This window comes from Mesorhizobium sp. M0244 (assembly GCF_040321795.1).
Lineage (GTDB): Bacteria > Pseudomonadota > Alphaproteobacteria > Rhizobiales > Rhizobiaceae > Mesorhizobium.
In genome coordinates, this window is record NZ_JAMYSE010000093.1 from 1 (window position 1) to 25,021 (window position 25,021).

The following is a 25,021-nucleotide window of genomic DNA, read 5'->3' on the forward strand; positions in this document are numbered from 1 at the left end:
GGCGACAGGAATGTGCGCTCGCCGCTGAAAACGCGATGCATGTAGCCGCCGAGCGGCTTCACAAGCAAAACGACGATCCCGCAATAGACGAGGATTTGTATCCATCCATTGATAGTCATGGGTATGGCTTTCCGTACCTTGCGCCAGTTGCGGTCAGAAGCGTTCCGGGCGAACGAGGGCGTATGTCAGGTAGGCGAGAAGGAACAAGGTCACACCGCCACCAAGGATATAGTCGACAAGCATGTTGCGATCCTTCCGCCTAAAGCCTGTCACAGGCTTTGATGTAGGCGAAGGACAGGGCGAAAAACAAAACCCCTATCCCGATAACGATGATGTCCATCGTGCATGTCCTTATTTTCGTTTTATTTGCGCTTTACCCCCTCGCCTGCAGCCGGCAGGGTCGGAAATCGGGTAGAAACACTCGCCACCACGATAGCGGCAACCGAAGTTTGTGTTCCCGGCCGAATATGGATCAAAGTGCCATAAAGATTCGAGACGGAGCGGAGAGGAAAGAAATAAGAATCCTATAAAGATTTCGCTATTCTCACCCAGCATCCGTCATGGGACCTCAACGGAACGCTTTGCGCGCCCGTTCAATCGATACCACGCATGGACTTAGCCGGTCGCCGATATGATGCAAGCCACGACGGCTGCGGCCACCAGGATGACGCTGCCGAGCCGCAGCAACATGCCTAATTCGACCGGATAGGGCTGCCATCCGAGCCCTCGCCTCAACCTGGGGCGGCAGGGCGTAGGCTCGCCGGCTCTCCTCCAGGTCGCGAGCGCGATAATACATTCCATGCCGGGGCCCTGCTTGTGCGCGGACAAAGAGGTTGTGCGATGCAATTGGAATTGGTGGAGAAAGTTGGACGCCCGCTTGCGCAAATCGAGCGGCAGGCATCGTATCCGACCTGACGCTCGACGGAATTCATTCGCTATCGACAGCGAGAGAAATAGAGGTCGAAGCACTTGAGGCCTTTGACAGCAACCTGGACGGGTTTGCGCCGGGTCGCCACCAACGATGCGATCCGTCATTCGTTAGGCTACGTCGAGCCGATCTATTCGGCACTTCCCAGCCGGGCGCGCTACGAAAGCGGTTGCCGGTTCCGATTGCCGCAAGGCGTGCTGGGCGCGCAATGCGAGTTTGTTCTTACCATGGGGCAAGGCTTCCCTGCGCGTCAGGAACCGATCACACGCGACTTCCGCTGCGATAGCGATCGGGACTTGCCAGCCGGCTCGGAATCCTTGGAAGACGGACACGCATGTGCATGAGGGCCTACGCAGACACGGGGTCAACTCGCCCTTCAGGCTGCCATTCCACTTCCTCGCTCCGCAAGACGATATTCCGTCGCCAGCGCCGTCGTTGACGTACAGGGTTATGGCATTTTTATTTCTTGCGGCTCCCGCACGAATGGAGCTTTTATGGGTGTTGACCCACGTATGCGTCATGCGGCGGCCCGCAGCAGGCAGGGAGGCTGGTAGGCTCTTACGCCAGCAAGTTGTCGCGTAGGAAGGCATGTAATAGGCTGGGAGTTGAACCAATGGCCGATGTTATATCGAAGCTGCGACGCGACACCACACTGTTGCCGAATGCCGATCCGCTTTTGGGCTCGGCTTCATCGGAGGCTCCAGCTGCAGTGCGCTACCTTGCGTCGTTTGGAATGCCCGCCTTCGCGACGGTCGTGGCTGTCGGTGTCGACAGCCAAGTGACGATCCCGAACATCTCCCTCGTATTTGTGGTGCCGGTGATCATCGCGGCCGTTGGCTTAGGCTTGGGCCTCCTCCCTCTTTTCGGCGATACTTGGTGCTCTCGCCTACAATTTCTTCCTGACCGAGCCTCGCTATACGCTGATCGTCGACGACCCGGCCAACGTCTGGGCGATCGGACTGCTTTTTGTCGTCGGACTTATCGTGAGTGCCGTTGCCTTTACCTCCCGGCGCAGGGCAACTGATGCGGCGCTCCTGAGAAGGCAGGCGACAGTACTGCAAGGCTACAGCCGCGACGTCGTGGCGGCCGACAACACGAAGGCGATCGTCTCAATCACTGCCCAAGCTTTTGCGGCGCTCTTCCAGGTCCCGGTCGTCGTCATTCTCGTTATGGAGGGCAAAGTGGTTTCCGTCGAGAGAGTCGGCGACATAGAGCCCCAGGAGGCAGAAATCGAGGCAGCGCGATCGTCGTTGGCCACGGGACTTTTCTCGCCCGCCGGAGTCCACCCCGCGTTGGCCTCGCGCTTTGACTTCTGGCCTGTTGCAACGGCAGAGGGCCAGTCTGCCGTCATCGGACTAGCATTCGACCCCGATGAACGTCCGTCGGCGCCTACCCCGTTAGTCGACATCGTGCGTCGTTTTTTGGCCCTTGCCCTTGACCGTCAGAATTTCCGCGAAGCCACTATGCTCGGCCGTAAGTTGTAAACCCGAGGGGAGCGAGACACAGCAAACGTCGGCAAACCACACCCGATCCTGTCCTTGGACGCTCTCCTCGGCATAATGAGCGGTTGATGCGCGTGCCGCCTCGACTGCGCCATTCCTCGACATTCCAGCGCTTATCCAAAGCCGCCCTTCGCCTTGCAGCCGGAGTCAAACCGTGCCGACATTCATAGCCAGCGACGAACAAGCAAGAATGTCAGCAGCAAAGCGGCTAACGAGACGACGCTTGCCAATGTGTATCCGATTGCGGCGAGCGGTTGATCGCGCTCCCATAGCGTCACAGCATCAAGAGAGGACGTCGAGAACGTCGTAAAGCCGCCAATGATGCCTGTTGTCAGGAACAACCGGGCGTCCTGTCGCCAGTATCGAACAATGCGAACAGTCCGACGACGAGGCCCGTCAAGGCCGATCCGACGATGTTGATCGCAAGCGTTCCATAGGAAAGTTTGGACCGAGCAACCGCAGTGATAGAAGCCCGATGCCGTGGCGCAGAACGCCGCCGATACCAGAGCCAATGAACACGAGGAAAAACCCCACATAAGCCTGCTGCGCGCGCCAAGGGCGTTCGTCAGTAGGCGTCATCAGTATCAGTGCGGATATAGGGCAGATACCATTCCCGTCGCCAGATATGCCAACAAGCCGCTTCAGGTTCAATAGGGCCGCTTTGAAAATAGGTCGGCATTCCATCCCATATCGGCCAGAGGCAGAGGTCCCCTGAGGGAGGCCTTGCACATATCGGCAATCGCCGAAGATTCTTTGGGGATCAGTTCCTCGACAAGAGACCGATTGACCACCTTAGCACGATACTGCGCACGCTGGCTGCTGCCGACCGGTCAGACGGTGACTTGGGTGCCGATCTCGACCACGCGGCCGGTCGGGATCTGGAAATACTGCGTGGCGTCGGCGGCCGTGCTGGCAAGCCCGATGAACAGCCGATCCTGCCACAGCGGCATGCCGGACTTGGGTGAGGCCTTGATCGAGCGCCGCGACAGGAAGAAGGAGGTCGCCATGATGTCGAATTTCCAGCCTTGCTTGCGGCAGAGGGCCATCGCCTTCGGGATGTTCGGCTGCTCCATATAGCCGAACCTCATCGTCACCCGCATGAAGAGATCGTTGATCGGCGTCATCTTGATCCGCTCGCTGTCGGGAACGGTCGGATCCTGCACCGTCACCACTGACAGGATGACGTTCTGCTCATGCAGCACCTTGTAGTGCTTCAAGCTGTGCATCAGTGCTGTTGGAGCGCTTATCCGATCGCTGGTCAGGAACACGGCGGTGCCGGGCACAAGGTGCGGCGGTTTCGCCACCATCTGCTCGGCGAGGAAATCGAGCGGGATCTCGCTCTTGCGGGACTTCTCGAAGAGGAGGCGGGTTCCGCGCACCCAGGTCATCATAACGACGACAACAATGCCGGCGATAAGGATCGACACCCAGCCGCCCTTCCACACCTTCACGATATTCGCCAGGAAGAAGCCGATATCGACGACTCCGAAAAAGACTGCCAGCCCAAGCGCCGGCAGCAGCGTCCACCTCCAGATTCGCCTCATCACGACATAAAGCAGGATTGTCGTCACAACCATGTTGCCGGTGACCGATATGCCGTAGGCTGATGCGAGGGCACTGGACTCACCGAAGCCGACAACCAGCAGCATCACCGACAACGCGAGCAGCAGATTGACGCGCGGCAGGTAGATCTGCCCGGATTGCATTTCGGATGTATGCCGGATTTCGAATCGCGGAAGCACGTTCAGCTGGACGGCCTGTCGCACCAGTGAGTAAGCGCCGGAAATAACCGCCTGGCTGGCGATCACGGTTGCTGCCGTAGCCAGCGCCACCATCGGCACCAACGCCCAACCGTGGTTCATCTCGAAGAATGGGTGTCCGATCGTCCCGCCTCGGGAAAGAACAAAAGCGCCTTGCCCGAAATAACTGAGCAGCAGGCACGGAAATACGATCACTAGCCAGGCCAGCACAATCGGCCTGCGGCCGAAATGACCGAGATCAGCGTAGAGCGCTTCAGCCCCTGTTACCGCAAGAAACACGGCACCAATGGTCACAAAGGCAGTGCCAGGCGAATGGCTGAAAAAATATGCGATATGGAGCGGGTTTATTGCCGCCAGAACGCTCGGATCGTCCGCGATGTGCATCAGTCCGGAAAGCCCGATCGCGAGAAACCACAGCGCGGTGACCGGTCCGAATACGGATGCAACGCTGCCGGTTCCGAAACGCTGCACCGCAAACAGCGCGGCCAAAATAATCAACGTGATCGGCACGACGTAGGGGTCGAAGGCCGGCGTTACCACTTCAAGACCTTCGACCGCCGAGAGCACCGAGATCGCTGGTGTGATGACGGCGTCGCCGAGGAACAGCGCCGCACCACACATTCCAACCCACAGGATTGCCGACGACAAGCGTTTCGAAAGACCCCGTCGCGCAAGCGCCATCAGCGACAGCGTGCCGCCCTCTCCCCTGTTGTCGGCTCGAAGCACGAAAATGATATATTTGATGGTCACGATAATCGTCAGTGCCCAGACGATCAGCGACAGAATGCCGAGGACCTCTTCCCGCACTGCTTGGCTTCCGCCGGTCGACGCATGCAGCGCCTCGCGAAGCGCGTAGATTGGGCTGGTGCCGATGTCGCCGTAAACAACGCCAAGTGCACCAAGCATCAAGATTTTCAGATTGGGCTGGCCAGGCGAACGTTGGGCTGCAGGCTGCGTGGGATCGGCGTTCCTGCCAGCGTCATCATTGGCCATAGACAATTACTCCATCCCAGAACTGGCGGGCTGCGGTAGTCCTGTTGCAACGCAAAAGCAATGGGTTTCGTTGCTGCAATCGGCCAGCCATGACCAGTTGCCGGCGCGGTACCTACCGCCCCAGCCGTGAGGAACCGGCGTGCTGGGTTTACAAGTGCCGTGGCGATGCGGCCGAGCACGACTCGGTAGCAGTGGTCGACCCGGTCGAAGTTTTGGCCGGCTTCCTCGCCAAATGGGCCCTGCCGGCGAATTATCCCATGGTCGCGGCGAACTATGCCGCAGCGCGTTCTGCCCTCGCTAAAACCATGGCCCTCGGCCGCAAGCCGAAGGAGCCCGAAAAGCCGACGCCCGCGAAGCGTCCCCGCAAGAAGGCCGCAGCCTGATTGTAGCCTGCTGGGTCGGTTCCGGCACGTGGCGGAAATGATGAAGGCGAGGAGCAGCCCGCCTTCCCCTGAAACAGCCCGGCTTCACATGGCTTTCCCGAAAGCTTGCAGCACATCCGCGACTTGCCGGCTGTTCCGGGGCGCGAGAGCGAGAATCAGCCCGCTTTGCTAAGATTGCCAGCAGAGGACTTGCCAGTACGGCGGTCCTGCTCGATCTCATAGTTGATCTTCTGGCCGTCAGTGAGGGTCGAGAGGCCCGCACGTTCGACAGCGGAAATGTGGACGAAAACATCCTGACCGCCATTGTCGGGCTGGATGAATCCAAATCCCTTGGTGGCGTTGAACCACTTCACGGTTCCAGTGGCCATATGCATACTCCCTTAGCAATCGCAGCGTGGCCCGGCTGTGAAGCCAGACCAGTTCCCATCGAAACTTCGCGATAGACGCAGCAAACGCGAGAAATCGCAAGTTGCTATTTCGGAATCTAGGCTCATCGCCCTGGGCGGCGTCGATACGTGAACCGCATCCCTACCCTTTCGCCCGGACGTGCTTCGACCAAAAGTAACGTCGGCGCCCGCAACCAGCGCGTCGCCGTCGGCTGGCCACAGGTCAGCGGGACTACGGATCGGCGCGACCTCCTGGTGGCCGGCAGTTGAGAGAAGCGTACCGGGCGCATATCACCCGCAGTCGTAGTAGACACCCTTAGTTGCGCGGTACGCAATTCCACACTGCCTTTTTATGCGACCTTCGAAGCACAGATCATGAACATGGGATGACGGGGTGTTGGGTTCGAATTCGCCCCCAGGGGTCAGCTTCGCGCCTCGTTTCGGCCGTTTAGGGTGACAATTCAGATGCTCCAAAGCGGACGTCTGTTGATCGCTGCGAACTCCCCCGTCTTCAGTGAAATCCGCCTGCATCAGATTTTTGCATCTCGGCAGCGTACTAGTTTGTGTACTTTTTCGCCCGATGCAAAAGTCGTGAGTTTTGCATCACTAGACTGTCAATAGCACCGACTAAGCAATATAGCACTTGACGAGTTGAGCTCCCCGGCGGGAGCTTGTTCGAGAAAGACATCGGGGGACGTTCACATGGCTAGATGCACAGCGCCAAGAGAGGGCCACCGCTCAGCGAGCGCTGCCGCGAACTGCCCTGCGTGCCGTCACCGCTACGGCCGCTCCAGCGGCTATAGCAGCGGGTCGTACTCGTCCCCGTCCCCGTCCTACTATTCCTCGTCGGGGAGCAGCGGGGGCGGCCGGAGCAGCGTCGGTGGGTCCGGCAGCAGCGCAAAGCCGCGCTGGTCGCGAGCAAGTTCGTCTGTGGTGTACACGCCTGCCGAGGTGCGGACGCTCACGCCGGTCCGCGAAAACGTCGAGAAGCGAGCGTCCGTGCCCGACCTTCGGGACGTCTTTCTTTGCCACGCGTGGGACGACCGGAAAGGGGCCGCCAAGGAGCTGCATGATCTGCTCGAGTCGCGCGGTGTCTCGGTCTGGTTCAGCGAGAAGGACGTCCTCCTCGGCTCGGGGTTGCTCCGCGAAATCGACAAGGGACTGGTGAAGTCGCGAGTAGGCATCGTGCTGGTGACCCCTGCGCTGCTGCGCCGCCTCGCAGGAGAGGGCATCGCCGACAAAGAGCTTTCTGCACTGCTAGCGCGTGACCTGCTCGTTCCCATCGTGCACGACACGACGTATGAAGCTCTCCGCGAAGTCAGCCCCCTGCTCGGTTCGCGAAGCGGCCTGAACACTGCAGAAGATACGATGGCAAATGTCGCGGCCAAGCTCGCCGAGCTGGTCGCCCTCTAGCTTTATTGCCGGGGTGGCTGGCCCGACGTCGCACAAGCGGTCGGCCGGGCTTGGTAGTTCAAGCCAATCTGTCGAGTTCCCCGTAAAGCGCTTGAGAATGGCGGTAAATCTTCTCGAACACCGGCTGCATGCGCGAGTAGGTTTCCCCCCAGGCAGGGTCCGGCCGCACCTCCGGTGAATAACGTACGAAGGCGGCGGCCCCCTGCCGGAGATCGGAGAAGCGTCCTTCCGCCGTCGCTGCGAGGATCGCGGACCCGACCACGCCGCATTCAGGTTCGGTCGGCACGACGATCGAAATGCCATAGGCGCTGGCCTTGATCTTAAGCCAGAGTTCCGACTTTGCCCCGCCGCCCGACGCGATGACGCGCTCGAGCCTGCAACCGCTGTTTTGCTCCATGATGCGGATGTGGCGCGCTACCCCAAAGGCCACGCCTTCCAGAACGGCGCGATGGAGATGGGCGAGACCGTGTCCGGCGGTGATGCCGAAGAACTGGGCGCGGGCGTTGCGGTGGTCGCCGAAGCGCTCGCCGGTTAGATAGGGCAGGAAGAAAAGCCGGTCCGCCCCCGCCGGTGCTTGCGCCGCCTTGCCTGCGATCTCGTCATAACCAAGCGATTTCTCGTGAAAGGCGCGGCGCGCCCAGCGCATGGCATCGCCGCCGGTTTCCAAAAGCATGAACGCGCCCCAGCCGCCTTCCGGCGTGCCGACATTGGAGATTTCGGGATCGAGCAGCGGCTTGTCGGTAATCATGGTGACGATGGCCGACGTGCCCGTAACGTCCGAGCCGAGGCCCGGACGGCATACGCCCGAGCCCAGGAGCGCGACGGGATAGTCGCCGCCGCCGACCAGGACCGGCGTGCCTTTTCGCAGTCCGGTCTCGCGTGCGGCGGCCGCAGTCACAAGTCCGACAATCTCGACCGGCTCGCGGATTGGGGCCAGTTTCGCGATGTCGAGGCCGAGACGATCGCACATCGCGGGCGACCACGCGCCGGTTCTCGGGTCCATGAGGAAGCTGCAGGCGGCTTCCGTCCGGTCCATTGTCGCTTCGCCGGTCATCCGAAAATTGACGTAGTCCTTCGGCATGACGACGGTTGCCGCGCGGCCGTAGGCGTCCGGGTCGTTGTCGCGGAGCCATTGCAACTTGAAGCCCGGCCAGGCGGGTGTCGCCGGATTGGCGCTGTCGGCCAGGTAGTCGGCAGGCGCATATCGGGCCTCGAAAGCCGCCACGAGCGCGGCCGTTCGCTTGTCGTTCCAGAGCGGGACGGTATCGCGCGTGAGTTCGCCATTTCCGTCGAGCAAGACTGTGCCGTGCATGTGCCCGCACGCGGCGATGCTGCTGATACGGCCGGCGGCGCCGTCTACCGTGTCGAGCACCGCGCGCACAGATTGGACGACGCTCGCCCACCAGTCCCGGGGGCGCTGCTCGGACCAGCCATACGCCGGCACGATCTGGTCGTGTTCCACGGCGCGGATGGAGATTACCTCGCCGTCTCTCCCCACCAGGGCCGCCCGCACGCTGCCGGTGCCCACGTCGATGGCCAGGATGAGATCGCTTTTCATGTTCGACCCTTTATTGCCCGGTCGAATCGCCGGGTTTGCGCAGCCGCTCGACATGCGCGTGCGGTTCCATCGTCAGCCATCTAGGGGTAACGAGGATGCGTTCGCGCATTCTTCAGGCCTTTGCCGCCGCCAAGGCGATGTCGGAAAGGCGATCGAATTCCGCGCCTGCGGTCGGAATGTCGATGTGAAATACTTCGGCGATGACCTGCGTCCAGCCATGGATGAAATAAGTCCAGCCATCTTGGATCTGGAGGTTCCGCAACGTCTGCTGGCTGCGCGCCTGGTCAAGAAAGAGCAGATCGCCACGGTAATTGAGGTCCCAGGCAATGCTCTGCTCGGGAAACCGGACGGCATCGGACAGTGGCGAGCCGGGTGCGTCCTTGCCAAGGCCCGTGGCGTTGATGATGAGCGAAGCGGGCGGCAGGCTGGAAACGACTGCGTCGTTAGCTTCGGGTTCGGGAGCCAGCACATAGTCGATCGGCACGGCGGAATCGATCTGGCGATGGACGCGCGCGATCTCGTCGAGGCGGTGCTGGCTTCGATTGGAAACGATGATGCGGGCCGGGACGTCCGCCCCGCGCACCCGCCGCATGAGATGCCATGTGATGGCGATCGTTGAACCCCCGGCCCCCATCGAAAAGAGCGCACCGCCGGTTCGCGCGAAAAAGTCCGTGGACAGGAAATTGTCGAGCGCGAGCCCGGAAGAGATCGGATCCTTGGCGTGGCACACGAGTTGCGTGCCGCGTTTGGAAATACAACTCGTTTCGCCCATCAGCCGCGCATGCGGGTCGACGATGTCGAACCTGTCGCGGCAGGCTTCGTAAAGATCGATCTTGTGCGTGGTCACGAGTGCGCCGCGCGACTGTGGATCGTCGCGGATAAACTCGACTGCCGCGAGATAGGCGGCCGGATCGGCATGAAGCGGAAAGTCGATGCCGGAAATCGCGGCGTCGAGCTTAAGGTGCTTCGCCCAAGCCGGGAAGACTTTCATGATAGAACTCTTGGCCGTCGTGACCCCGATGAAATAGAGAGTTGGTCGCGTGGCCTCGCGGTAGGTCACAGCCGAGTTTTCCGCGCTTGCGCCGCACCGGCGGGAAAGAATTTGACCACCTTCACGCCGAGCCGAGCCGCAGCCCTTTGGTCCGACGGCGTCATCACGCCTGGATAAAACGGAAACCCGACCCGATCGGCACTTGCGACGATCTCGGGATCGGATCCTGACGCAAGGCCGAACCGTGCACCGGCCGCGATCGATTTTTCGAGCGAGACAGCGTCGAGAATCGTGCCCGCGCCGACGCAGAGTTCCGGCCGGGCGTCCCGCGGGGTGCCGCGCACCTGGGCCGCCGCGGCGGTGCGCAAGGTGATCTCAGCGACCGGAAGGTCCCCTTCAAGAAGCGTATCGGCCAGAGCCACGGCATCCTCGACACGGTCGATGGCAATCACGAGCACGACGCCGAGCCCGGCGATGATATCGATCGGATTTTGCATGGGGCTGCCTCCCTGCCGGTCAGTCGGTGCGTTCAAAAAGTTTTGCGATCTCGCTGGGCGCGCGCGCGACGTAGTCTGGATTCTCGACCAGGGTCCAACCTTCGGCCCCATCCGAGACAACGCGGTGACGCATCCCGCGCGAGCGCTCGATGATGCCGTAGTCCTGGCCGGAATCCGCCGGATAGCTGAACATCATCAGAAGATCGTCCGTACCTGTATTGACCGACCGGTGAATCCAGAAGGGCGGCACGTAGCAGATGGTCTGCGGCCCTATCTCGACGATGCGCGTTTCGCCGTCCGGCGACTCCAACTGCATGACGCCAAATCCTTTCTGGCCATAATAGACTTCGGGCCGATTGGCCTTTGCATGGACATGTCCACGCGTCAGGAAGAATTCTCGGGCGACTTTCCCCGGGCTCATTCGCGTGACGCCGAGGATCAGGTCTCCGGGATCGGCGGAGGGGCGGAAATCGCAAACGTCGTAAACGACCGGGTCGCCCGTTGTTTGGATCAGAGCCGTCAGAGCGGCGTCATCCGCATAGATCCCACGAAGGTCGCTCAAACGCTTTGCGTAGCGTCCCGTACTACCAGTCATTGTTCCCGCCAGCATCGAGATGCTGCAGGTTGCCGGCTCAGCCAAATTCATCGACGCCTCATTTTTGCACTTCCGCTACATAATATGAAGATTGTCGTCAAATAATCTCGACGAAGAAATCGGTGTCGCCGTTCGGTTTGGTTTAAAAATGACCGCCCGCCGTCAGGCTGGCTTCACGTTCGGCGCGTTGCCTGTTTGCTTTGAACTCTGAGGGCGCAGTTCCGATCATTGACAGAACTAGAACGACCCTGAAATAAAACACCAGAACAATCTCGTGCCGGATATGGAGTGCCTCGTGTTGTTGCAAATCGCGTTTGACAAGGCCGAGCACCTGGCCTTTCTTGCGCGGATGCAGGGTATCGCCGACATCATCGAGATCGGCACGCCATTGCTGAAGCGGTTCGGCGTCGGCGCGATCGCTACCGCGCGCGAACTGTGTCCCGATACGTTGGTGCTGGCAGACACCAAGACGGTGGATGGCGGGCAGCTCGAGGCGGACATGGTGTTTGGCGCGGGTGCCGCTATGATGACCGTTTTGTCCTGCGCCTCGAAAGCGACCCATGATACTGTAGGCCAGCGCGCCGAGGCGTTCGGCGCCAGCGTGATCGTCGACACGATCACTGAATCGGGCAAACCCGAGCTTCTGCCGCCGGATGCGGAATTTCCATCGAACTTCGCCTATGTCGCCGTTCATTCGCCGACCGACGCGCGCCTGGCGGGCAATACCTCGACCTCGCACATCGATGCGGTCGGCGCGATGCACGCCCGAGGCTTCCGGGTTTCACTTGCCGGCGGGATAGGCCCCGCCACCCTGGAAGCCGCGATCGCCGCAGGACCGGAAATTCTAGTTATCGGCAGCGCCATCACCGAATCCGCAAATCCCCAGGAGATTGCCCGATGGATCCGCGACAGACTGCCTGGGCCCGGCCTTGGCTGGCCGTGGGACAGGAAATAGCCGGCGTTCTCGATCGCATCGATGCCGACGCCTTCGCGCGCCTCGTGGCAGCCTTCGACGATCCCGGCCGGCGCTGGTTCTTTTCCGGCCAGGGCCGCTCCGGCCTGTCGGCGCAGATGGCGGCCATGCGCTTCATGCACCTGGGATACACCGTCCATTGCGTCGGCGAAGTCTCCGCACCCTCGATCCGCAAGGGGAACGCCCTGCTGATTATCTCGGGCTCGGGCGAGACGCCGACCAGCGTCAACTTCGCGCGCCTAGCGAAATCGGAAGGCGCCGACGTGGTGACGCTTACGTGCAAGCCCGGAGGCACGCTGGCGAGCATCGCGGACCTGGTGCTTTCCGTGCCGATCGAGGCCACCGCGCAGTTCGGCGGCAGCCTGTTCGAGCAGTCCTGCTTAATCCTGCTCGACAGCGTCGTCCTGGCGCTGGCCGCCCGCCTGCCTGGAGCCCACGAAACCATGCTGTACCGACACACCAACCTGCAATAGGCTCGTGATGTTGCCCGTCCTCTCCATCGGCGACTGTCTTGTCGACACCGTCGAAATCCGGCCGGGCAGCTCGGAGCGGCATCCGGGCGGAGCCGGCCTCAACCTTGCGGTCGGACTTTCACGCTTGGGTCCTAGCTCCGGCCTCGTTGCTCGCGTCGGCGCCGATCCTGACGGGTTCCGGCTGCGTCGCTACCTGCGCGACGAGGGCGTGCGCCTGTTCGAGACGCGGACCGTCGATCCGACCGGTGTCGTGATGTCCAGCCGGCTGAACGGCGAGCCGGCGTATAGCTTCGCGCCCATCATGTTGCGACGCAGGATCGCGTTTACGGACCCGACGATCACCGCGATGGCCGACGCCGAAGCGGTCGCCGTGAATTCGTTTCCCTTCGACAATCCAGGGCAGGTAGCGGCGCTCCTGGAGGCGCTGCAACGGGCGAGCGGCCTAATCGTCGTCGATCCCAACCCCCGGCGCAGGTTGATCGCCGACATGGCGGCCTTCCGGGACGGAGCCGAACAGGCCTTCGCCCGCTCGTCGATCGCTAAGATCAGCGACGAGGATGCCGACCTTCTCTATGGCGAAACCGACGTCGAGGTCGTCGCGCGCCTGCTCTCCCTGGGCATACAGACCGTCCTGTTCACCCATGGCAGCGATGGCGCCGCGATCCACACGCGCGACGGGCTGGAGGTGCGCGTTCCCATCGCCGAGCGGCCGGACCCGATCGTCGACACCATGGGTGCCGGCGACGCCACGCTGGCGACGGCGATCGCCTTCATCCTCCGTCATGGTCTGCCGCGTTCGCAGACCGGCTGGCGTGCCTGCCTCGAGGAGGCGATGCGCGTTGCGGCCGCCACCTGCCGCCGTGCCGGCGGCGGGCTCGTATCGCTGCCGCTCGCCTGAAGCCCGGGCTATGGCCTTCTCGAAGATCGATAGGGGCGACGGGCACGCGATCTGCGAATCCGGACCCGTGCCTGGCGCCTGCCGCGAAAGCTCTGGACATGCGGACGGATGCCGATATTCTACATTCAAACGCGGGACCGTGCGCATCAACGCAGCGATCCGGCAGAGGTATCGGCACCCTGGCTCACAGGAGAAGCCCGGTCGAAACGGGAGGAAGTTGGATGAAAATTAGATCGTTGCTGGCCGGAGTTTCGGCCATTTGCGCGCTGGCGGGCGCGCCTGCCCAGGCGCAAGACAAGCCGTTCGCGGGGGTGACCGTGAACGTCATCACACAGACAGGCGCCATTCAGGAGCCGCTGCAGCGGCGCGCCCCCGATTTCGAGGCGCTCAGCGGTGCCAAGATCAACATCATCGCGGTGCCCTTCTCCGATCTGTACCAGAAGATCCTGACCGACTGGGCGAGTGGTACCAACTCGGTCGACGCCGCGGTGTTCGCCCCGCAATGGATGGTCGACTACATCGCCGGCGGCTATCTCGACGACCTCACCCCGCGCGTCGATGCCGACAAGGACATCCAGCAGGACGATGTCGGCGCGTTCTTCCGGGACTTCTCCGAGAAGTACAACGGCAAGACCTACATGATCACGCTCGATGGCGACTTCCACATGATGTATTACCGTAAGGACATCTTAGACGCCGCTGGCCAAAAGGTGCCAACGACCTGGGACGAGTATCTTGAGGTCGCCAAGGCCACCCACGGCAAGGACATGAACGGCGACGGCACGCCTGATTTCGGCTCCTGCATCGCCAAGAAGCGCAATGCGCAGAGCTACTGGTTTGTCACCGACGTGGTCGGCTCGATGACGCAGTCCAAGGGAACCAATCAGGGCACGTTCTTCAACACCAAGGACATGACGCCGCTGGTCAACAACGACGCATTCCGCAAGGCGCTCGACTTCCTGTCGGAATCGACGAAATACGGTCCGCCCGATGAACTCAACCTTGACGTGAGCGACACCCGCCCGCTGTTCGCCTCGGGCCGCTGCGCGTTGAATCTCGATTGGGGCGACGTCGGCACGATATCCATTGACCCCGCCCAATCCAAGGTGATGGGCAAGTGGGGCGCCGCTGTAATGCCGGGCGCGAAGGAGGTCCTGAACTGGGACACCGGCAAGCTCGAGGCCTGCTCCGCCGAGATCTGCCCGCATGCGGTCGACGGCGTGAACCACGCTCCCTTCGCCGCGTTCGGCGGCTGGGGCGGCGGCATCAACGCGGCGGCCGATCCGAAGGTGAAGGACGCCGCCTACGCCTTCTTCTCCTACATGACGCAGCCGGCCCAGTCCAACGCCGACGTCACGGTGGGCGGCACCGGCTTTAATCCCTATCGCGCCTCCCAGCTCAGCTACAGCGACCTGTGGAAGAAGGCGAACATGAGCGAAGAGGAAGCCAAAGTGTACCTGGGCGCCATCAACGCCAGCATGAGCAGCCCTAACATGATCCTCGATCTGCGCATCCCGCAGAATCAGAAGTACCAGCAGGTCGTGCTCGACGAGGCGGTTTCGCGCTTCCTCGCCGGCGAGATCGACAAGGAAGCGACCGTCAAGGCCGTCGAGGACGGATGGAACGAACTGAACGACGAGATTGGCAAGGACGAGCAGCTCCAGTTCTACAACGCGACCATCGGCGCCAAGTAGGCGGCTGGGCGATCAACTTGGCGCGTCTCCGGATGCGCCAAGTCCCTTGCATTCCACACCAGTGCCCCTCGCGATGACAGCGCCCGTCGACACGACGATGGAAGCCGCCCATGGCCAGGGCTGGGCCGAGCGGCTTGATCGCCGGTCCGGCGGCATCATGGTGCTTCCGGCGGTCATCGTGCTGCTCTGCTTCGCCATCTTCCCCCTCATCATTTCCGCCTACCTGGCGCTTTCGCGGTTCGCGCTCGCGCCGGGCGGGTTCACGCTCAAATTCATCGGTCTCACGAACTTTCGGAAAGTGCTGGTCGGCTCGCAGCAATACCATCTGCTCGGCCAGTTCGGTGCCTTCGGTCTGGTGCAGTGGCTAAGCGTCGGACTGGTCGCCGCGGGGCTGCTCGTCCTGCTCGGCCGTTACTTTACGCGCGGCGGGCCGACGGTGCTGGGTACGGTCGGGCGCGTTCTGGCGGCTGCCGTAGCCATGGGGCTGACCATGCTCGCCGTCGCGACCGTCGCGCCCGGCGGCGTGCCTGGAACCGTTGTCAATACGCTTCTCTACGTAGTCGTCGGCGTGTTCGTGCAGTTCGCGCTGGGGCTGGGGCTTGCGCTGCTCTGCGGCCAGCCGATCCGCGGCCGAAATTTCTTCCGCGTGGTGTTCTTCATCCCGCTGATGGTCACCCCGGTGGGCATCGCCTACACCTTCCGGATGCTTGCCGACATGCAGAAAGGCCCCTTCGCCCCGCTCGTGCGCGCCTTCGGCGTCGGCGAATGGTCCTGGGCCACCGAGGCCTGGTCGGCGCGGCTGATGGTCCTGATCGGCGACACCTGGCAGTGGACGCCGTTCATGTTCATCGTGCTGCTGGCCGCGGTCGAGAATCAGCCGCGCGACCAGGTGGAGGCGGCACAGCTGGATGGGGCGAGCGGTTTTCAGATCTTCCGCGACATCACCTGGCCGGCTATCGCGCCGGTGGCGGCGACCGTCGTTTTGATCCGGCTCATCGAGGCCTTCAAGATCATCGATCTTCCGAACGTCCTCACCGGCGGCGGGCCGGGCCTGGCGACGGAATCGATGACGCTGCACTCCTTCATTTCGTGGCGCACCCAGGATCTCGGCAGCTCAGCGGCGGTCGGCTACATGCTGCTCTTCATCTCGACCATCGTGTGCGTCTCGTTCTTCAATTTCGTGGTCCGGCCGGCGCGGAGGTTCGAGGCATGAACGTCGAGCCACGCTCGCTGGCCCGCAGGTTGTTCGAGCCTGCGTCCATCGACAGCCAGGCCCCGGTAGCCAGGGTCGTGACCTACGCGCTCCTGTTCCTATGGACGCTGATCGTGCTTGTGCCGCTCTATTGGGTGTTGATCACCTCCTTCAAGGGACCAGGCGACGTCGACAATGGACCGTTCTATCTGCCATTCGTCGATTTCGCCCCTTCGCTCAACGCCTGGAACTTCATGCTCGTGGAAAACCCCACGCTGGGGCCATATCTGAATTCGGTGGTCGTCGCGGTCTCGAGTACACTGCTCGCCGTCCTGATCGGTTCCCTGGCGGCCTATGCCCTCGTGCGCATCCGCTTCCAAGTCAAGCTCGCCGCCATCGCGGTCTTCCTGATCCTGCTCGCGGCGGTGATCGCGGCGGTCGCGACGTTCGGCGTGAAATGGCAGGTCGCCGTCAGCGTGGCGGTGGCCCTGTTCGGCATCGCCCTGTTCACGCTCGTGGGCCGCACCAAGGCGGCTGTCGGCAATACCGACATCGAGTTCTGGATCATCTCGAACCGCATCATGCCGCCAATCGTTGCCGTCTTGCCGATCTATGTGATGTTTCAGCAGTTGCGCCTGCTCGACACGCAAGTGGCGCTGATCGCCACCTACACGGCGGTAAACCTGCCCATCGTCGTGTGGCTCACGCGCGACTTCTTCGCGGGCATCCCGCTCGACCTGGAGGAAAGCGCCGAGATCGACGGCGCCTCCAAGTTCCGGGTCTTCTTCACCATCGCGCTGCCCCTGGTGCGTTCCGGACTGGTGGCCACCTTTCTGCTGGTGCTGATCCTCGCCTGGAACGAGTACCTGGTTGCCCTGTTTCTCTCCAATGTGGAGGCACAGACGATGCCGGTGCTGGTATCGGCGCAGAACACCACGCGCGGACCGCAATGGTGGAACATGTCGGTCCTGATCGTCGTGATGATCGCGCCCGTCGTCGTTATTTCCACTCTTCTGCAGAAGCATATTGCGCGCGGGCTTCTTGCCGGTGCCGTGAAGGGCTAAGGCGATGCAAGTTACCCTCTCCGAGATCCACAAGTCGTTCGGCGCGGTGAAGGTCGTCAAAGGAATCGATTTGCAGATTCGCGACGGCGAATTTCTCGTGCTGCTCGGGCCTTCGGGCTGCGGCAAGACAACAGCGCTGCGCATGGTCGCCGGGCTGGAATCGGTGAGTTCAGGCCGCATCCTCATCGGCGAGCGCGACGTCACCCACGTTCTACCCAAGTATCGCGATGTGGCGATGGTGTTCCAGTCCTATGCGCTCTATCCTCACATGACGGTCGCCGAAAACATCGCCTACCCGCTGAAGCTTAGGGGCGTTTCGCGCGCCGACCGCGCCGTCGCGGTTCGCGCCGCTGCCGTCAAGGTGCATCTGGAAGAGTTCCTTGACCGCTATCCGCGGCAGCTTTCCGGCGGCCAGCGGCAGCGCATCGCGCTCGCCCGCGCCATGGTGCGGCGGCCGAGCGTCTTCCTGATGGACGAGCCCCTGTCCAACCTCGACGCAAAGCTGCGCGGTCACATGCGCTCGGAGCTGAAGCGCCTCCAGGCCGAGCTGGGCGTGACGACGATCTACGTGACGCACGACCAGGTCGAGGCCATGACATTGGCCCACCGCGTCGCCATCGTGAACCGCGGCGTCGTCCAGCAGATCGCCGAACCACGCCTGATCTACGACGATCCGGCAAACCTGTTCGTCGCCGGATTCATCGGTTCGCCGCCCATGAATTTCCTGCAGGGAGAGTTGGTCGAGGGCCGGTTCGTCTCTGCGGACGGACAGTTCGCCACCGGCAGCGCCGAAAGCAGGAAAGGCGTCACGGCCGGCCTGCGGGCCGAGGATTGCCGGGTGACAGGCCCCTCGGAAGGCAAGATTGCCGCAAGGGTCTATGCCCTGGAGCTTATGGGCGACCATACGCTGATCACCTGCCAGTTGGGCGAGGTGATCATGACGGTCAAGGCCGACAAGTCGGCGCACTACGAGATGGACGAGCCGATCGGCGTGACCTTCGCAGACCCGGCCGTGTTCCTGTTCGATACCGAAACCGGTGTGCGCATCCGTAGCCGCACCGCTGTGGCGGCGACTGCATAAAGCTCTCGCGATCGCCAGGTGATTGGTTCTGAGCTTGTGGTGATCACCGGCGCGCGCACGTGCTGCTCCAGCGTGAGGGCTTCGCGGCCGCTGCTGGGCGGAGTGCCTCAACGCCCGTGCTTCATTTCCTCTACAACACGACCGTGAGAATGGTTGTCTGCGCCCCTTTTCACTGGAGAACGTTGGATCCCGGTTCCTCTCCCTCCGCCAAATCTCAATGACTTAGCTCATGGCGGAAGTCGGACGGCCCTTCGGGGTAACGCCGGGGTGAGCGCGGATGCTGTGCAATTCATGTTGTCGAAATACGTGAACGTCGCAGCGGAGACCTGCCGCTCCCTGCGTTCAAAACACGTTTCGCCGCACACGCTCCGGCACAGCGCCGCCATGGAACTGCTGTTGGCTGGTGTCGACCTAGCGGTGATTGCGCTTTGGCTTGGCCATGAGTCAATTCAAACGACACAGACCTACCTCCATGCTCATCTCGCGCTGAAGGAGGCCGCATTAGCGAAGGTGACAGCTATGGAGGGGCAAAAAGGCATTCGCTTCAAGCCGGGCGACAAGCTGCTGGCATTCTTGAATGCGCTTTGATTTCTCAATGTTGGTGCTGGGCAGCGACTTGCCCGGCACCAATACTCCCTGCTCGGATCCTCATGACAGAGTTTCCAGCTAGCTGCCAAGGGTTAAGCTTGGCCGTCAGCTCACGACCCTTCTCTGCCCTTCGTTCGGAGCACTTCTACGGCAAGCTCTGACCCGTTCCAGTCGCTCTCGCCATACATGCTGAACGACTGCTGTACGCCGCCAATCGGTCGCTGAGATCATCGCTGTGTGCGCCAAAAGCTGCCGTCGCCCTCATATACCAGGCCACTTGCTGGCCTGATTTCGGCGATCGGACGGACCTGCCGCCCTTCCTCGAAGTATTCAAAGTCCGTCTGTTGGCCGCTACAGCCGCGCTTGGACGCAATGGGCAAGCATCGCCATATCTTCCGATCCGACGTCACTGACCACGGATGAATTCCAGTGGCATTGGCTTGGGCGGGGTCGAGCCGGGCGTAACGCAGGTTTCGCCGTTGCCTTTGTCGATCCTCAGAAGGCCGTCCACCAAGGTGTAGTAGCAGCTCCAGCGCACACCACCATCAAGCGAGGAGAGCTTAATCTCGCCCTGGCTGCCCAATTCCCAATAGAGGCGCAACGTCGCGAAATAGCGGTAGCCGAAGACGCCGTCATCGTGAAAGGTGATGATCCGACCGGAGCGGTCGGTGGGTGTCCAGATGCCGAGCAGGCTCGCCCGCTCCTCAGCCGTCGCCGACGTGCCACAGCCGCCAAGCGCCGCCGCCAGCGACAGCGACACCAACCACCTGATTGATGCCATAGGTCTCTCCAAGCCCTTCGTTTGCATCATGTCGCATGCCGCCGCGCCTGCATCGAGCGGAAGCACGGCCGCTTCGCACTTGGTTGGCCGGGAATTAGCTGAAAGCGCCCCTTTGGCCAATCTCTACGGCACCCGCCGAGGCTCGTGGACGAATGCGCTCAGTCCAAGCCATTGCTGCATTGATTGCGCGAGCGCCGGGTCGCCTTCGATCTGCAACTGGCCGTTGGCGGCTTCCTGCTTGATCGTCGTCAGCCCCATCCAGATTGCCGTCATGGAGCGCAGCGAACTCGTTACGAGAAGATCAAGTTCGTGGCCGGGATCGAAATTGCAGAGGTCAACCGTGCCTCCTTTGGTCACGAGCCACCAGTTTTTTTGGGAGGGTGGAAGCTCGGAATACAGAAACTGTATCATACACCTCCGCTCGGGCAGCAGCTTCACGTTGAGGCTACGACGCATATCCCACATGAGTAGGGACGGGTCGAGGTTCTTCAGCGAAAGCCGGGACTCCATCCAGCGCTGCGCCCATTTGCCGAGCCCCATGATCAAGGGCCGTAGTTCCTCCCCGGCCTCGGACAGCCGATATTCGACGGAGCCGTTGGCCCTCGGCCAGGTGACTACGACGCCGGTGGCCTGCAGTTCCTTGAGGCGCTTGGAGAGCAGGGCGGGGGACATCTTGGGCAGCCCGCGCCGCAAGTCGCTGAAGCGGGTGCTGCCGCAAAGAAGCTCGCGCACCACCAGCGTGGTCCAGCGACTGCACAGGATTTCTGATGCCATCGATACGGGACAGAACTGGCCGTAACTTCCGCGCTCTTCCATGGGCACCCCGCAACTCGGCCGTTCGAGAAGTTACCGCACATCGAGGCTTTCGGAAATAGCGGGCAGTACAGATGCTGAACTAGAACGTCCGGCCATTACCGACGATCCTTCAGCCTCCTATAGATGGAGGATCTCATGTCACTGCACGCAACACTAAGCACCTCGGCAGGTTCACCTACGGTCGACACGGTCAACGAGGCCAGCGACGTCGTTGCCATAGCGCAAGGCCTTGCGCCCAAGCTCGCCGCCCGCACTGCCGAATTTGACGAGAACGATCGTTTCGTGGCCGAGAATTACGTTCTCCTGAAGGAGGCCGGTCTGGTTGAGGCTGGCGTCCCCCGCGAGTTGGGCGGCAAAGGCGCCGGAATACCGGAACTTGCCAACATGTTGCGCATGCTCGCCCAAGCGTGCGGATCCACCGCTCTTGCCTTTTCGATGCATACCCATCAGGTCGCCATTCCGGTTTGGCGCTGGCGCCACCAGAAGATCGCAGCGATAGAACCCCTTCTGAGACGGGTCGCCGCTGAGCGACTGATCTTGCTCTCGAGCGGCGGCTCCGACTGGATCGGCGGTTCCGGCAGGGCGACCAAGGTCGATGGCGGCTATCGAATATCCGCGCGCAAGGGCTTCACCTCCGGCGCCGAGGCTGGAGATCTGCTGATGACCGGTGCCGTGGTGGAAGGAACTAACACGGTGATCCACTTCGCCGCCCCGATGAAGGCCCCGGAAGTGCGCGTTGAGCAAACGTGGAAGGTGCTGGGAATGCGCGGTACCGGTTCGAATGACGTGGTCATCGACAACCTGTTCATACCCGAAGCGGGTGTTGCATTTTCGCGCAGTGCCGGAGAGTGGCACCCGGTGTTTCAGATAATCGCCACGATCGCATTCCCGCTGATCTACGCCGTCTATCTCGGTGTTGCAGAGCGTGCGCGCGACCTTGCGGTAGATCTGGCGAAACGCAAGGCACCGACACCCCACAGTCTCGACCTCGCAGGTCGAATGGAGACCTCGCTCCGCGCCGCGCGCCTCGCTCACCGCTGGATGCTGGAAACGGTCGACCTGAATGCCCCTTCGGCAGACACCGTCAATGAAGTGATGATCGGCCGATCTCTCGTCGCCGATCATGCGATACGGACCGTCGAACTCGCGCTGGAACTAGGTGGCGGCATGGGGTTCTACAGACGGAATGGGCTAGAGCGTTGCTTTCGAGACATCCAGGCCGCCCGCTTCCATCCGCTCCAGACTGGGCCGCAGGCTCAGTATGCGGGCGCGATGGCGCTGGGGCACCCCGTCGCCACCATCTTCTAGAGAGTCTATGCGATGGACACCAGGATAGCGATCTCGCAGAAGCCGCCGGTGCTGCTCGACCTCGAAGCGACTTACGAGCGCGCAATCGCATCAATCGCCGAGGCCGCGGCAGAGGGGGCGAAGCTCATCGTTTTTCCCGAAGCCTATCTGCCCGGTTACCCGACCTGGATATGGCGGCTGCGCCCGGGCGGTGACATGGCGCTTGCCAATTCCCTTCATGCAAAGCTCCGCCGCAACGCTGTGGACATCTCCGCCGGAGGCCTCGACCGGCTACGGGAAGCGGCGGCGCAGCACGGGATGATCGTCGTCATGGGACTGAACGAGATCGACTCCCAGTGCAGCGGATCGACCCTCTATAATACGGTCGTGACGATTGGGTCTGACGGCTCGATCCTCAACCGCCATCGCAAGCTGATGCCGACCAATCCCGAGCGGATGGTATGGGGCTTCGGCGACGCCAGCGGCCTTCGCGTCGTCGAAACACCGATCGGCCGCGTCGGCTCGCTGATCTGTTGGGAGAGCTACATGCCGCTCGCTCGCTTCGCGCTTTATGCCCAGAACATCGACATCTATGTTGCGCCCACCTGGGACAGCGGCGAGACTTGGCTTGCAACCATGAAGCATATCGCTCGCGAAGGTGGCTGCTGGGTATTGAGCACCGCGACAGCCCTGGAGGCCACCGATATCCCGGAAGATTTTCCTGATCGCAGCAAGCTCTTTGCCGAGGACGAATGGATCAATCCGGGCGACGCCGTAGTGGTGAAACCATTCGGCGACGTTGCTGCTGGCCCGCTGCATCGGGTGAAAGGAATTCTCTATGCCGACCTAGACGTAGACGCGGCCCGCGCCGCACGAAGATCGCTCGACGTGGCCGGACACTATGGCCGCCCAGACATCTTCAGACTGGAGGTCGATCGAAAGGCGAGGCTTGCTGTACATTTCGACGATGGCACGCACGATCTTGAGCTTGGACGCCCTCATATGCCCTGATAGCTGATCTTCTCTAACGCTGTGGAAGGTCAGCATCGGGGCCAGTCCACGACCTTTCAGCAGGTTGAATATCTGCAATCTTCGCAGCGTACACAGAAGTTGCCATACCGGCCCCTAACACGTCATTCAGTGATCGATTCAGCGACGGCCGCTGATGGCGCTGCTTGCTCGTTCCGATCGAGCGGGCGTAGGGCAAAAACCACCCGACCCGGTCCTTTGACGGATCGTGTCCGCATGCTGAGAAGCTGAAGCGCACGTCGCCTCGATCGCGCCATTTGCCGAAATTCCGGGCGCTTCTTTGAAGCCGACGTTCGCGGTACGGCCGAAGTCAGATCCATTTGCGACCTTTGACTGCCCTGCTCGGTACGGGGCCCCAACAGGACGAAGCAAGATCACCGATTCGACAAGTCCACGGAGTGATTGATCAAAACGCTTGCCTGTATGGTGTGACGCCGTCAGCCGCATCCGGTCGCTTCCTGACGGCCGCGAGAGGCAATATACAAGGGGAATAATATCGCTTGCGAGGGAGGCTTCATGGACTGGCAAGAGGGACGGATCGATTGGACGTGGGACGGCAAGTGCGTCTCGACCGGAACGACCCGATATGGCGAGGGCCCGGTCATCCTTCTGTTGCCGGCCCTAAGTTCGATCTCGACGCGGCGCGAGATGCGACCGCTCGATCGCAGGCGCGAAAAGATCGGGCCGGGTAACGCACCACAGCACCTTGCCCACCGTGCGCGCGGCAATACCGGCAGCGAAGAGTGCCGCGGCTGCGCCATCGACGGAGCCATTTCCACCACCCGCGACCTCGTGCAGACCGCCAAAAGCCAACCCGCCTCCCGGCAGAATCCTGTCGATCGCCGCCACTCCGAACGGCAAAACCGTGCGGGCACGCGCGTTGCTGCCTTCGAGGCGCGCGATGCGTTCTCGAAGCTCGGAAATGGCAGCAGGGGGCGCCGATACACTCATCTGACCCTTGAAACGCGGAAGGCCTGTGATATGTTCTACATTTGTTCTCGTCCTGGCTAAGAGTCAACCGGGATGGGGTCGTGCCCCTGCGGAAGGAGGCATTCGATGCTCGGGCCATATCCTTCAATGCGAAAATGCGAGTTCCATTTTTGGAGTTTGGGCGCCACGGAGTGTCCGAAACTTGTAGCATTTCGGACATGCCTATAGTTGAGCCCGATACCGATCTTCGCTCGCGCCTGCTTGCCCGCATTGAGTCCAAACCCGACGAGGTCTGGACCCCCGGCGACTTCGCCGATCTCGGCGCGCGCGCCGCCGTGGACAAAACCCTGCAGCGCCTGGCAGCCGCCGGGGAGTTGCGCCGGATCGACCGAGGCCTCTATGACCGGCCGCGCACGAACAACCTGACTGGCCGCGCCACCGTGCCGGACTATCGCGCTGTGATCCGCGCCGTCACGCGCCGCGATCGGGCGCGCGCCGTCATCGATGGTATGACGGCCGCCAACGACCTCGGCCTGACGACCGCCGTCCCCGCCCGGATAGAAGTGCTGGTCGATGCGCGGTTGAAGCCAATCAAGCTCGGCACGCAGGAAATCCACTTCAAATACGCTGCCCCTAGCCGCCTCTATTGGGCGGATCGGCCGGGGATGCGGGTCGTCCAGGCCTTGCATTGGCTGCAGGACATGCTGACCCAGAAGGGCGAACGGAAGCGTATCCAGGCGACGTTGCGCCGCCTGTTTGCCGACCCCAAGCACGGCGAGGCCATTCGCGAGGATCTGCGCGCCGGTCTCTCCGCCGTGCCGATCTGGATGCAGGAGTTCCTCCGCGAAATCCTGAGGGCGGACCCGCACGAGGCGAAGCCATGAGCACCGATGCTTACCGCCAGATCATCGCGGCATCCCCACGTGACCGGCTCGACCTGTTCCTCGCCACGGCCAATCGGACGGCGCTCCGGTCGGCCATGTCGAAAAGGATGCTGGACCCTCAATTCGCTCTACCACGAACGGCCTGCGGGGGAGCCACGGCTGCTTTTCAAGGGCGGGACGTCGGGCCGGCCCAAAAGAAAAACAGGGCAAGCCGGCAGTAGTTTGCCCTGTGCACGAAGTTCCGCCTTTGGATCAGCGCTGCCTCGCGATCATTGCGACCTGCCGGCTTCTGATGGTGTCGGCCAGCACGCCGAAAATCCGTGCA

At 62.0% G+C, this 25,021-nt stretch carries 23 protein-coding genes and 3 pseudogenes; 15 read left to right on the forward strand and 11 right to left on the reverse strand.

Translation table 11 applies throughout. The features are described from left to right. Positions 1-153: 153 nt before the first annotated feature. The gene (gene kdpF, locus NKJ08_RS31995) at positions 154-243 is read right to left on the reverse strand and encodes a K(+)-transporting ATPase subunit F (RefSeq protein WP_081609884.1); all 90 of its coding nucleotides are present in this window, start codon (positions 241-243) and stop codon (positions 154-156) included. 1,584 nt (positions 244-1,827) lie between these two features. On the opposite strand from kdpF, the pseudogene NKJ08_RS32000 reads away from it, so the two are divergent. Both NKJ08_RS32000 and NKJ08_RS32005 read left to right on the forward strand, forming a co-directional pair. Beyond that, a pseudogene (locus NKJ08_RS32000) lies at positions 1,828-1,899 on the forward strand (hypothetical protein); the annotation flags it as partial. A gap of 12 nt (positions 1,900-1,911) precedes the next feature. After that, positions 1,912-2,412: a hypothetical protein gene (locus NKJ08_RS32005; protein ID WP_352780237.1), complete on the forward strand. Its 501-nt coding sequence runs from the start codon at positions 1,912-1,914 to the stop codon at positions 2,410-2,412. 182 nt (positions 2,413-2,594) lie between these two features. Here the strand turns inward: NKJ08_RS32005 and NKJ08_RS32010 are convergent, their stop codons facing one another. Continuing rightward, positions 2,595-2,966 carry a fluoride efflux transporter FluC gene (locus NKJ08_RS32010; RefSeq protein WP_352531992.1) on the reverse strand — a complete coding sequence of 124 codons (372 nt, stop codon included), beginning with the start codon at positions 2,964-2,966 and terminating at the stop codon, positions 2,595-2,597. A gap of 294 nt (positions 2,967-3,260) precedes the next feature. Next, positions 3,261-5,183: a potassium transporter Kup gene (locus NKJ08_RS32015; protein ID WP_502896207.1), complete on the reverse strand. Its 1,923-nt coding sequence runs from the start codon at positions 5,181-5,183 to the stop codon at positions 3,261-3,263. Between the two features lie 221 nt (positions 5,184-5,404). Between NKJ08_RS32015 and NKJ08_RS32020 the strand changes: the two are divergent. Beyond that, a pseudogene (locus tag NKJ08_RS32020) lies at positions 5,405-5,566 on the forward strand (MucR family transcriptional regulator); the annotation flags it as partial. 155 nt (positions 5,567-5,721) lie between these two features. Here NKJ08_RS32020 and NKJ08_RS32025 read toward each other — a convergent pair. Beyond that, positions 5,722-5,934, reverse strand: coding sequence for a cold-shock protein (locus NKJ08_RS32025; protein WP_337147979.1), 213 nt, complete (start codon positions 5,932-5,934; stop codon positions 5,722-5,724). A gap of 951 nt (positions 5,935-6,885) precedes the next feature. Here NKJ08_RS32025 and NKJ08_RS32030 point away from each other — a divergent pair. Further along, on the forward strand, positions 6,886-7,365 hold the full coding sequence (locus tag NKJ08_RS32030) for a toll/interleukin-1 receptor domain-containing protein (protein WP_502896208.1): 480 nt from the start codon (positions 6,886-6,888) through the stop codon (positions 7,363-7,365). A gap of 58 nt (positions 7,366-7,423) precedes the next feature. Here the strand turns inward: NKJ08_RS32030 and NKJ08_RS32035 are convergent, their stop codons facing one another. The 4 genes from NKJ08_RS32035 to NKJ08_RS32050 all read right to left on the reverse strand — a co-directional run bounded on the left by NKJ08_RS32035 (position 7,424) and on the right by NKJ08_RS32050 (position 11,057). After that, positions 7,424-8,923, reverse strand: coding sequence for a xylulokinase (locus NKJ08_RS32035; RefSeq protein WP_352780239.1), 1,500 nt, complete (start codon positions 8,921-8,923; stop codon positions 7,424-7,426). A gap of 112 nt (positions 8,924-9,035) precedes the next feature. Beyond that, positions 9,036-9,914, reverse strand: a complete 879-nt coding sequence (locus NKJ08_RS32040; protein ID WP_352780240.1) for a shikimate dehydrogenase family protein — start codon at positions 9,912-9,914, stop codon at positions 9,036-9,038. Positions 9,915-9,979: 65 nt separating this feature from the next. After that, positions 9,980-10,411, reverse strand: coding sequence for a beta/alpha barrel domain-containing protein (locus NKJ08_RS32045; RefSeq protein ID WP_352780241.1), 432 nt, complete (start codon positions 10,409-10,411; stop codon positions 9,980-9,982). 19 nt (positions 10,412-10,430) lie between these two features. After that, positions 10,431-11,057 (reverse strand): glucose-6-phosphate isomerase, encoded by a 627-nt coding sequence (locus NKJ08_RS32050; protein WP_352785063.1) that lies wholly within the window; start codon positions 11,055-11,057, stop codon positions 10,431-10,433. 232 nt (positions 11,058-11,289) lie between these two features. On the opposite strand from NKJ08_RS32050, the gene NKJ08_RS32055 reads away from it, so the two are divergent. The 8 genes from NKJ08_RS32055 to NKJ08_RS32090 all read left to right on the forward strand — a co-directional run bounded on the left by NKJ08_RS32055 (position 11,290) and on the right by NKJ08_RS32090 (position 18,969). Further along, positions 11,290-11,961: an orotidine 5'-phosphate decarboxylase / HUMPS family protein gene (locus NKJ08_RS32055; RefSeq protein WP_352785075.1), complete on the forward strand. Its 672-nt coding sequence runs from the start codon at positions 11,290-11,292 to the stop codon at positions 11,959-11,961. Continuing rightward, positions 11,904-12,452, forward strand: a complete 549-nt coding sequence (locus tag NKJ08_RS32060; protein ID WP_352780245.1) for an SIS domain-containing protein — start codon at positions 11,904-11,906, stop codon at positions 12,450-12,452. Before NKJ08_RS32055 ends, NKJ08_RS32060 begins: the two co-directional genes overlap by 58 nt. Positions 12,453-12,459: 7 nt before the next feature. Next, entirely contained in the window at positions 12,460-13,350 is an 891-nt protein-coding gene (locus NKJ08_RS32065; RefSeq protein ID WP_352780254.1) for a PfkB family carbohydrate kinase, read from the forward strand. Positions 13,351-13,448: 98 nt separating this feature from the next. Further along, on the forward strand, positions 13,449-15,044 hold the full coding sequence (locus tag NKJ08_RS32070) for an ABC transporter substrate-binding protein (RefSeq protein ID WP_352780247.1): 1,596 nt from the start codon (positions 13,449-13,451) through the stop codon (positions 15,042-15,044). A 97-nt stretch (positions 15,045-15,141) separates the two neighbouring features. Further along, positions 15,142-16,257 (forward strand): carbohydrate ABC transporter permease, encoded by a 1,116-nt coding sequence (locus NKJ08_RS32075; protein WP_352780248.1) that lies wholly within the window; start codon positions 15,142-15,144, stop codon positions 16,255-16,257. Next, positions 16,254-17,300 (forward strand): carbohydrate ABC transporter permease, encoded by a 1,047-nt coding sequence (locus NKJ08_RS32080; RefSeq protein ID WP_352780249.1) that lies wholly within the window; start codon positions 16,254-16,256, stop codon positions 17,298-17,300. Before NKJ08_RS32075 ends, NKJ08_RS32080 begins: the two co-directional genes overlap by 4 nt. A 4-nt stretch (positions 17,301-17,304) precedes the next feature. After that, on the forward strand, positions 17,305-18,381 hold the full coding sequence (locus NKJ08_RS32085) for an ABC transporter ATP-binding protein (protein WP_352780250.1): 1,077 nt from the start codon (positions 17,305-17,307) through the stop codon (positions 18,379-18,381). A 267-nt stretch (positions 18,382-18,648) separates the two neighbouring features. Beyond that, positions 18,649-18,969: a tyrosine-type recombinase/integrase gene (locus tag NKJ08_RS32090; RefSeq protein WP_502896209.1), complete on the forward strand. Its 321-nt coding sequence runs from the start codon at positions 18,649-18,651 to the stop codon at positions 18,967-18,969. Positions 18,970-19,375: 406 nt separating this feature from the next. Here NKJ08_RS32090 and NKJ08_RS32095 read toward each other — a convergent pair whose 3' ends face one another. Beyond that, entirely contained in the window at positions 19,376-19,750 is a 375-nt protein-coding gene (locus NKJ08_RS32095; RefSeq protein ID WP_352528337.1) for a hypothetical protein, read from the reverse strand. Between the two features lie 123 nt (positions 19,751-19,873). Further along, a complete protein-coding gene (locus NKJ08_RS32100) occupies positions 19,874-20,566 on the reverse strand; it encodes a winged helix-turn-helix transcriptional regulator (protein WP_352528339.1) in 693 nt (230 codons plus the stop codon). A 123-nt stretch (positions 20,567-20,689) separates the two neighbouring features. Here NKJ08_RS32100 and NKJ08_RS32105 point away from each other — a divergent pair, with 123 nt between their 5' ends. Then, entirely contained in the window at positions 20,690-21,874 is a 1,185-nt protein-coding gene (locus tag NKJ08_RS32105) for an acyl-CoA dehydrogenase family protein (RefSeq protein ID WP_352785069.1), read from the forward strand. Positions 21,875-21,886: 12 nt separating this feature from the next. Further along, a complete protein-coding gene (locus NKJ08_RS32110; protein WP_352528343.1) occupies positions 21,887-22,864 on the forward strand; it encodes a carbon-nitrogen hydrolase family protein in 978 nt (325 codons plus the stop codon). Positions 22,865-23,515: 651 nt separating this feature from the next. On the opposite strand, the pseudogene NKJ08_RS32115 reads toward NKJ08_RS32110, so the two are convergent. Next, positions 23,516-23,833 (reverse strand): annotated as a pseudogene (locus NKJ08_RS32115) (damage-inducible protein); the annotation flags it as partial. Between the two features lie 197 nt (positions 23,834-24,030). Between NKJ08_RS32115 and NKJ08_RS32120 the strand changes: the two are divergent. After that, positions 24,031-24,696, forward strand: coding sequence for a DUF6088 family protein (locus NKJ08_RS32120; protein ID WP_352785072.1), 666 nt, complete (start codon positions 24,031-24,033; stop codon positions 24,694-24,696). The last annotated feature ends 325 nt before the right edge of the window (positions 24,697-25,021 follow it).